The organism is Cellulomonas uda, assembly GCF_006538705.1.
Lineage (GTDB): Bacteria > Actinomycetota > Actinomycetes > Actinomycetales > Cellulomonadaceae > Cellulomonas > Cellulomonas uda.
The window spans coordinates 65528-74271 of sequence record NZ_BJLP01000012.1 but is presented as its reverse complement, the minus strand read 5'-3'; the positions used below and the strand labels follow the sequence as shown (position 1 = coordinate 74271).

The window sequence follows — 8744 nt, the reverse complement described above, 5'->3', positions numbered from 1 at the left end:
CGGTCGCGAACGCGCGCGTGAGCGACGTCGCGCCCGCCACGACGTCGGTCGTGCCCTGCGGCAGGTACGCCTCGGCGACCGCCCGGCCCTTGCGGACCACGACGACCGTGACGGCGACGCCCACGCCGACCCAGAACAGCCGGCGCATCAGCGGACCTTGCGTGCCCCGGCGGCGAACCCGCCGAACGCGCGTCGCACGCCGTACGAGAAGGCGGCGACCTTGACCATCGGGCCCCCGACGGTGGCCGCGAACAGCGCGGTGAGCGCCGACACGTTCTGCGACACCTGCGCGGCGGCGGTCGTGACCTTGTCGACGTTGTCGAGCTGGCCGTTCGAGGACGCGACGAGCTGGGCCGCCTCGTCGAGCACCGGCACCGTGTGGTCCGTGAGCTCCTTGACTGAGCTGCGCGTCTCGTCCAGCACACGCCCCAGCTTCAGCAGCGGGACCGCGAGCAGGCCCACGAGCAGCACGAAGGCGATGGCCGCGACCAGCCCCGCGACGTCTGAGACCGACATCCCTCGTCCTTCCTCGATGACTGTTGCACCCTACCCGTGCGGCGTGCGCGAGCACGCACCCGGGCGTCCGCGTCGGCGGAGCACGACGGAGCCCCGCCGCGCAGGTCGCGCGACGGGGCTCCGTGACGTGGTGCGAGCTGCGTCAGCGGGCGTAGTACTCGACGACGAGCTGGACCTCGCAGGTCACGGGGACCTCGGCGCGCTTCGGGTCGCGGACCAGGACGGCCGACAGCTTCTCGAGCTGGACGTCGAGGTAGCCCGGGACGGCCGGCAGCACGTCGCGGTGCGCGCCCGCGGCGGCGACCTGGAACGGCGTGGTCGCCTGGCTCTTCGGCTTGACCTGGATGGTCTGGCCGACCTTCACGCGGAACGACGGGCGGTCGACGATCTTGCCGTCGACGAGGATGTGACGGTGCGTCACGGCCTGGCGCGCCTGCAGGATCGTGCGGGCGAAGCCCGAGCGCAGGACGAGCGCGTCGAGACGCGTCTCGAGGATCTCGACGAGCGCCTCACCGGTCAGGCCCGGGGCCTTGCGGGCGTCCTGGTACGCACGCGCGAGCTGCTTCTCGCGGAGCGCGTACTGAGCGCGCAGACGCTGCTTCTCACGCAGACGGACCGCGTAGTCCGACTCGGTGCGGCGACGCGCGCGGCCGTGCTCACCGGGCGGGTAGGGGCGCTTCTCGAAGTGCTTGACGGCCTTGGGCGTCAGGGCCAGGCCGAGGGCGCGGCTCAGGCGGACCTGGCGGCGCGAACGGGTCACACTGCTCACAGCTGTACTTCCTGTCGTGTTCGTTGACGTCACGCCCGACGGACGGTGGTCCGTCGGCGTGGGGCCGACCTTCGAGGGACGCGACCGCGCTCTGCTGCCGCTGCGGCGTCCTGGCTAAGGCCCCAGGGTGGTCCTGTACGACGCCCGCCGAGGGCACGGCGGCGCACATGACCGGACAACCTTACCCGGCGGGAGCACGCCACGACGAATCCGCCCCTGGGAGGTGCGTCACGGCCCGAGGATCTGGCGGATCCGGTCGAGGCGGTCCGCGACCTGGCGCTCGTACCCGCGGTCGGTCGGCTCGTAGTACCGGGAGCCGACGAGCTCGTCGGGCAGGTACTGCTGCGCGGCCACGCCGTGCGGCTCGTCGTGCGCGTACACGTACCCCTGACCGTGGCCGTGCTGCTTCGCACCCGGGTAGTGCGCGTCGCGCAGGTGCGTCGGCACGGAACCGAGGCGCCCCGCCCGCACGTCCGCCAGCGCACGGTCCACCCCCACGTACGCCGCGTTCGACTTCGGCGCCGTCGCGAGGTGCACGACCGCCTCGGCGAGCACGATCCGCGCCTCGGGCATGCCGATGAGCTGCACGGCCTGCGCCGCGGCGACCGCGGTCTGCAGCGCGCTCGGGTCCGCCATGCCGACGTCCTCGGCGGCCGCGATGACGATGCGCCGCGCGATGAACCGCGGGTCCTCCCCCGCGGCGATCATCCGCGCGAGGTAGTGCAGCGAGGCGTCCACGTCCGAGCCGCGCATCGACTTGATGAACGCGCTGATGACGTCGTAGTGCTGGTCGCCGTCCCGGTCGTAGCGCACCGCCGCGACGTCGATCGCCCGCTCGACGGTCGCGAGGTCGACCGGCACGGGGACCGGCTGGCCAGCGGTGTCCGGGTCGGTGGCGGGGACGCGCTCGTCGTCGCTCAGCGCCGCGCCCGCGGCGGCCTCGAGGATCGTCAGCGCCTTGCGCGCGTCGCCCCCCGCCAGCCGCAGCAGGTGCTCCTCGGCCTCCTCGGCGAGCTCGACGCTCCCGGCGAGACCACGCTCGTCGGCCACCGCCCGCCGCACGAGCGCCCGCACGTCCTCGACGCCCAGCGGCTGGAGGGTGAGCAGCAGGGAGCGCGACAGCAGCGGCGAGTTCACGGAGAAGGACGGGTTCTCCGTGGTCGCCGCGACGAGGGTGACCCACCGGTTCTCGACGCTCGGCAGCAGCGCGTCCTGCTGGGCCTTGGTGAACCGGTGCACCTCGTCGATGAACAGGACGGTCTCGTCCCCGCCCGCGGCGAGCCGGCGCCGCGCGTCGTCCACGACCTGCCGCACGTCCTTCACGCCCGCCGTCACCGCGGACAGCTCGACGAACCGGCGGCCCGACGTCGCGGCGACCAGGTACGCGAGCGTCGTCTTGCCCGTGCCCGGAGGGCCCCACAGCACGACGGACGACGGCGCGGCCCGGCGCTCCGAGTCCCCCGCGGGCTCCACCAGCCGGCGCAGCGGCGACCCGGGGACGAGCAGGTGCGACTGGCCGGCGACCTCCTCGAGCGAGCGCGGGCGCATCCGCACGGCGAGGGGAGCCCTCGCCGACGGCGCGGGGACGCCGGCGGCCGTCGAGCTCACCGCGTCGAACAGGTCCATGCGCGCAGCGTACGTCGCGGCGCCCACGCGTCCGGGCGGGTGCGCCGGCCGACGCTCGGGGTCGCGCGCCGGCACCCCCTCGTCCACAGCGCGGCGCGCTGGTGTGCGCGCCCGTCCCTGGACCTGCGAGCATGGCGCCGTGTTCGCCCGACTCGGCCGCCTCGTCGCGCACCGTCCCCGCACCGTCGTCGTCGTGTGGCTCGTCCTCGCCGCGCTCGGCTACGCGTTCGCGGTCGTCGGTGTCCAGGGCGAGTCCGTGTTCGACCGCGTGAGCACCGGAGAGCCCACCGTCCCGCGCTCCGAGAGCGTCCAGGGGCGCGACCTGCTCTACGCGTCGCAGGACGGCGGGACGTCCGTCACGCTCGTGGTCTCGGGGGTGGACCCCACCGACACGGGGCTCGGCGCCGCGCTCGAGGCACCACGCCGCGACCTCGGGGCGATCCCCGGTGTCGAGTCCGTGATCGACCCGGTCGCGCTGCCCGGCGGGGTCGAGAACCCTGCGGCCGCGCCGCTGCTCGCGCGGTCGGGCGACGGGTTCCTCGTCGTCGTGGACCTGGACCCCGCGCTGCGGCCGACGGAACGCGACGCCGCGCTCGACGCGGTGGTCCGGCGGCTGGACCGGGTGCCGGACGACCTGCGCGAGGTCGCACCCGACGCCACCGGCGTCGTCGGCGGGTCACGGCTGATCGTCCAGGAGGTCACCTCGCAGGTCCGCCAGGACCTGCGCACCGGTGAGGCCGTGACGCTGCCGCTCGCACTCGTCGTCATGGTGCTCGTGTTCGGCGGCTTCCTCGCCGCCGCGATGCCCATGGCCGGCGCGCTCGCCTCGATCGCGGGCGGGCTCGCCGCCGTGCTCGGCCTCAGCCACGTCATGGACGTCGACTCGTCGGTCGTCAACGTCGTCACCGTGCTCGGTCTCGGCCTCTCGATCGACTACGGGCTCCTGATCGTGTCGCGCTTCCGCGAGGAGCTGCACCGCCTCGTCGACGACGACGGCGGACGGGCAGCACGGCGTCGCCGCGGCGACGGCGCCGTCGCGGCCGCCGTCGAGCGGACGATGGCGACCGCCGGGCGCACGGTCGCGTTCTCCGCCGTGACCGTCGCGATCGCCATCAGCGCGCTCCTGGTGTTCACCCCCGACATCCTGCGGGCCATCGGCGCCGGTGGCGTGGCCGTCGTGCTCATCGCGGTCGCCACCGCGCTCACCCTCGTCCCCGCGCTCCTGACGCTCACCGGTCGACGCCTCCTGCGCCCGGGGCTGCTGTCCCGCGTCCCCGGCGTGCGCGCGGTCCTCGCCCGCACCGTGGACACCGCGAGCGAGGAGGGCGCGTTCTCGCGGCTCGCCGAGCGCGTGCAGCGCCACCCGTGGCGGTTCCTCGGCGGCGCCGTGCTCGTCCTGCTCGTCCTCGCGCTGCCGCTCACCCACCTCGAGCTGCGCAGCTCGACCACGGGCCTCCTGCCGCCCGCGAGCACGCAGCGGCAGTTCGTCGAGACGCTGGCCCGCGAGTACCCCGCCGCGGCGTCACCCGCGGTCACGGTCGTCGCCGAGACGTCGCTCGAGGCCGGCGGCACCTGGGCGCAGGAGCTCGCCGCCCTCGACGGTGTCGCGTCGGTCGACCCGCCCACCGCGTCGGGTCCGTACGTCGTGATCGGCGTCCGCCCGGACTCCGCCGACGCCGGCGGGAGCGTCGCGCGCGACGTCGTCACCGAGATCCGGTCGCTCGACCCGGGGTTCCCCACCTGGGTGACCGGCCAGGCCGCGTTCCAGATCGACTTCGTCGCGGCGCTCCAGGAGGACGCCCCGCTCGCCGTGCTCATCGTCGTCGTCGCGACCCTGCTGCTGCTGTTCCTCATGACCGGGTCCGTCGTGCTCCCCGTCAAGGCCCTGCTGACCAACGCGCTCTCGCTCGCGGCGTCCGTGGGCGTCCTCGTGTGGGCGTTCCAGGACGGCCATCTCGACGACCTGCTGGGCTTCATCTCGACCGGCGGCATCGAGACGTACGTGCTCGCGCTCGTCCTCGCGTTCGGCTTCGGGCTCGCGATGGACTACGAGGTCTTCTTGATCTCCCGCATCAAGGAGCTGCACGACCAGGGCCGCTCGACCGACGACGCCGTGCGACTCGGCCTGCAGCGCTCCGGCCGGATCATCACGTCCGCCGCGGCGATCATCATCCTGGTGTTCGCCGGCTTCATGGCGGGGCAGCTGCTCGTCATCAAGGAGGTCGGCTTCGCGCTCGCCGTCGCGGTCCTCATCGACGCGACGGTCGTCCGGCTCGTGCTCGTCCCCGCGACGATGACGGTGCTCGGCGAGGCCAACTGGTGGGCACCGCGGTGGGCCAGGCGCGTGCACGCGCGCCTGGCGATCACGCACTGAGAGCGGGACGACGATGCCGGTGACCGACCCGAGCGCCGCGACGGCGTCACGACCACCGCGCGCAGGCTCGCCGACGGCGATCGCCGCGTGGACGGCCGCGTCCGTCGCCGGGTTCGTCGTCCTCATGGCCTACGTGCGGTACGTCGTGTCAGGTGCGTCCAGCCCCGAGTCGGGCGACGCGCTCTCGTGGTTCACCGCGCTGCTGTCGACACCAGCACTCGCCGCCGCCTGCTGGTGGAGCACCTGCCGCGCGCTGCGTGCTGCACGCCGACCGCCGCCGACCGTACCCGCGGTCGAGCCACCCACCCGGCACGCCTCGTTCTCCGACGACGCCGGGCCGCCCCCGACCCGGTGGTGAGGAGGCTGCACGGGGCTGGACGGCGCCGCACGGTCACCACGACGACGACGGGGCCCGGCCGTCGTCGACGGACCGGGCCCCGTCGTCCAGGGCGCGCGGCTCAGGCGGACGGCTCGGCCACCTGGGCAGCCGCCTTCGGCTTCGCGTCGACGCCCGCCTCACGGCGCTGCTCGGGCGTGATGGGTGCGGGCGCCTGCGTCAGCGGGTCGTAGCCGCCACCCGACTTCGGGAACGCGATGACCTCGCGGATCGACTCCGATGCGGTGAGCAGCGCGACGATGCGGTCCCAGCCGAACGCGATCCCGCCGTGCGGCGGGGCGCCGAACTGGAACGCGTCGAGCAGGAAGCCGAACTTCTCCTGCGCCTCGTCCGGGCCGATGCCCATGACCTCGAAGACGCGCTGCTGCACGTCGCGACGGTGGATACGGATCGACCCGCCGCCGATCTCGTTGCCGTTGCACACGATGTCGTACGCGTACGCGAGCGCCTGGCCTGGGTCCTGCTCGAACGTGTCGATCCACTCGGGCGTGGGCGACGTGAACGCGTGGTGCACCGCGGTCCAGGCGCCCCCGCCGACCGCGACGTCGTCGTCCTCGCCCGTGGGCTTGAACAGCGGCGCGTCGACGACCCACACGAACGACCACTGCGACTCGTCGATCAGCCCGCCGCGGCGGCCGATCTCGAGCCGCGCGGCACCGAGCAGCGCGCGGGCCTCGGACTGCTTGCCCGCCGCGAAGAAGATCGCGTCACCGGGCTGCGCCCCCGTGGCCGCCGCGAGCCCGGCGCGCTCGTCGTCGGTGATGTTCTTGGCGACCGGCCCGCCGAGCTCGCCGTCCTCGCCGACCGTCACGTACGCGAGGCCCTTGGCGCCGCGCTGCTTGGCCCACTCCTGCCACGCGTCGAACCCGCGGCGCGGCGTCGCGGCACCACCCGGCTGGACGACGGCGCCCACGTACGGCGCCTGGAACACCCGGAACGGGGTGTCGCGGAAGTACTCCGTGAGCTCGGTGAGCTCGAGACCGAAACGCAGGTCCGGCTTGTCGGTCCCGTACTTCTCCATCGCCTCGGCGAACGTCATCCGGCGGATCGGCGTCGGGATCTCGACGTCGACCAGGCGCCACAGCGCGACCAGCACCTCCTCGGCCAGCGCGATCACGTCGTCCTGCTCGACGAAGCTCATCTCGACGTCGAGCTGCGTGAACTCGGGCTGCCGGTCGGCGCGGAAGTCCTCGTCCCGGTAGCAGCGGGCGATCTGGTAGTAGCGCTCCATGCCGGCGACCATGAGGAGCTGCTTGAACAGCTGCGGCGACTGCGGCAGCGCGTACCAGCTGCCGGGCGACAGGCGCGCGGGCACCAGGAAGTCACGCGCACCCTCGGGGGTCGAGCGCGTGAGCGTGGGCGTCTCGATCTCGACGAACTCGTGCGCGTCGAGCACGGCGCGAGCGGCACGGTTGGCCTGGGCGCGCAGGCGCAGGGCGCGCGCGGGAGCGGGGCGACGCAGGTCGAGGTAGCGGTGCTTGAGCCGCGCCTCCTCGCCCACCTGCTCGTCGAGCGACGACGAGACCTGGAACGGCAGCGGCGCGGACTCGTTGAGGACCACGACCTCGGTCGCGACGACCTCGACCTCACCCGTCGCGAGGTTCGCGTTCTCGTTCCCCTCGGGCCGACGGCCGACCTCACCGGTGACCTGCAGGACGTACTCCGAGCGCAGACCGTGCGCCACGGCCTCGTCCCGGATCACGACCTGGGCGATCCCCGACGCGTCCCGCAGGTCCACGAAGGCGACGCCGCCGTGATCGCGCCGGCGGTCCACCCAGCCCGTGAGGGTGACGGTGGAGCCGATGTGCTCGGCCCGCAGCGAGCCGGCGGTGTGGGTGCGCAGCACGGAAGGTCCTTCGGTTCAGGGATCGGGGTCTGCGGCCCCCTGGGGGGCCCCGACGATCATAGTTGCGCGCGACGCCCCGGCCCGCCCGGATATCCGCGGCCGGCACCCGCGGCTCGTGCGGTCAGAACAGGCTGGGCTGCACCTGGGCGGCGGCGTCGTGCGCGAGCGCCTCGCGACGCCCCCAGCGCAGACCGCCTGCGGCCTGACCGTCGGGACGGTCGAGTCCGTGGCGGGCCAGCAGGGGGGCCACCCGCCGCGCGAGCCACTGCCGGTACTCCCGGTGCGCGTACGACCCGTCCCCGTACACCCGCCGGTACGCGGCGACGAGGTCGGGACGCTCGCGCTCGAGCCACGCGGTGAACCACTCGCGCGCGCCGGGCCGCAGGTGCAGCGGCAGGACGGTCGCGCGCTGCGCACCGGCCTGCGCGACCTGCGCGAAGAGGCGGTCGAGGTGGTCGGTCGAGTCCGTGAGCCACGGCAGCACCGGGGCGACCATGACGTGCACGGGCAGCCCCGCGTCGCGGATCGCGCGCACGAGGTCGAGCCGGGCGCGCGCGGTCGGCGTGCCGGGCTCGAGTCGCTGCTGCAGCTCGTCGTCCAGGACCGCGACGGACACCGCGAGCGACACGGGGACGTCCGCGTCCGCGAGCAGGGGCAGGTCACGGCGCAGGAGCGTGCCCTTCGTGAGGATCGAGAACGGCGTGCCCGAGCCGACCAGCGCGTCGATGACGCCCGGCATGAGGCGGTAGCGACCCTCGGCCCGCTGGTACGGGTCGGTGTTGGTGCCCAGCGCGACGTGCTCGCGGGTCCACGAGGGCCGCTGGAGCTCGGCGTGCAGGACGTCGGCCACGTTGGTCTTGACGACGATCTGCGTGTCGAAGTCCTCGCCCGCGTCGAGGTCCAGGTACCGGTGGGTGCCCCGCGCGAAGCAGTACACGCACCGGTGCAGGCAGCCGCGCATGGGGTTCACGGTCCACCGGAACGGGACCTGCGACGCGGCGGGCACGTGCGACAGCGCCGTCCGCGCGTGGATCTCGTGGAACGTGACGCCCGCGAACTCGGGCGTGCGGACCGTCCGCACGAGTCCCGCGAGCTCCAGCCCGGGGAGCACGCCGGCGTCCTGCTCCAGCTTCTGACCGTCCCACCGCACGCGTCGATTCGAACACACGTACGCATGGCGATCAAGACCAGACGGTCACGACCGGTCGGTCACGGC

The 8744-nt window shown here is 73.9% G+C and carries 7 protein-coding genes; 2 read left to right on the top strand and 5 right to left on the bottom strand.

Annotated elements, in window-relative coordinates; genetic code table 11:
• Positions 1–147 precede the first annotated feature (147 nt).
• The 3 genes from CUD01_RS05130 to CUD01_RS05120 form a co-directional block, all read right to left on the bottom strand.
• Positions 148–516, bottom strand: a complete 369-nt coding sequence (locus tag CUD01_RS05130; protein ID WP_094180097.1) for a DUF948 domain-containing protein — start codon at positions 514–516, stop codon at positions 148–150.
• Between the two features lie 142 nt (positions 517–658).
• Positions 659–1285 (bottom strand): 30S ribosomal protein S4, encoded by a 627-nt coding sequence (gene rpsD / locus CUD01_RS05125; RefSeq protein WP_094180098.1) that lies wholly within the window; start codon positions 1283–1285, stop codon positions 659–661.
• Positions 1286–1513: 228 nt separating this feature from the next.
• Positions 1514–2911, bottom strand: a complete 1398-nt coding sequence (locus CUD01_RS05120) for a replication-associated recombination protein A (RefSeq protein ID WP_141319246.1) — start codon at positions 2909–2911, stop codon at positions 1514–1516.
• Between the two features lie 139 nt (positions 2912–3050).
• On the opposite strand from CUD01_RS05120, the gene CUD01_RS05115 reads away from it, so the two are divergent.
• Together CUD01_RS05115 and CUD01_RS05110 are read left to right on the top strand one after the other, a co-directional pair.
• Positions 3051–5285 carry an MMPL family transporter gene (locus CUD01_RS05115; protein ID WP_244937663.1) on the top strand — a complete coding sequence of 745 codons (2235 nt, stop codon included), beginning with the start codon at positions 3051–3053 and terminating at the stop codon, positions 5283–5285.
• Between the two features lie 19 nt (positions 5286–5304).
• Positions 5305–5643: a hypothetical protein gene (locus tag CUD01_RS05110; protein WP_141319242.1), complete on the top strand. Its 339-nt coding sequence runs from the start codon at positions 5305–5307 to the stop codon at positions 5641–5643.
• Between the two features lie 100 nt (positions 5644–5743).
• On the opposite strand, the gene aspS is transcribed toward CUD01_RS05110, so the two are convergent.
• Both aspS and CUD01_RS05100 read right to left on the bottom strand, forming a co-directional pair.
• Positions 5744–7528: an aspartate--tRNA ligase gene (aspS, locus tag CUD01_RS05105; RefSeq protein WP_094180101.1), complete on the bottom strand. Its 1785-nt coding sequence runs from the start codon at positions 7526–7528 to the stop codon at positions 5744–5746.
• A 121-nt stretch (positions 7529–7649) separates the two neighbouring features.
• A complete protein-coding gene (locus tag CUD01_RS05100; RefSeq protein ID WP_141319240.1) occupies positions 7650–8678 on the bottom strand; it encodes an Rv2578c family radical SAM protein in 1029 nt (342 codons plus the stop codon).
• Positions 8679–8744: the final 66 nt, after the last annotated feature.

Coding starts and splice junctions, on each gene's coding strand:
- CUD01_RS05130 (WP_094180097.1), bottom strand. CDS start 516: ATGTCGGTCTCAGACGTCGCGGGGCTGGTCGCGGCCATCGCCTTCGTG.
- CUD01_RS05120 (WP_141319246.1), bottom strand. CDS start 2,911: ATGGACCTGTTCGACGCGGTGAGCTCGACGGCCGCCGGCGTCCCCGCG.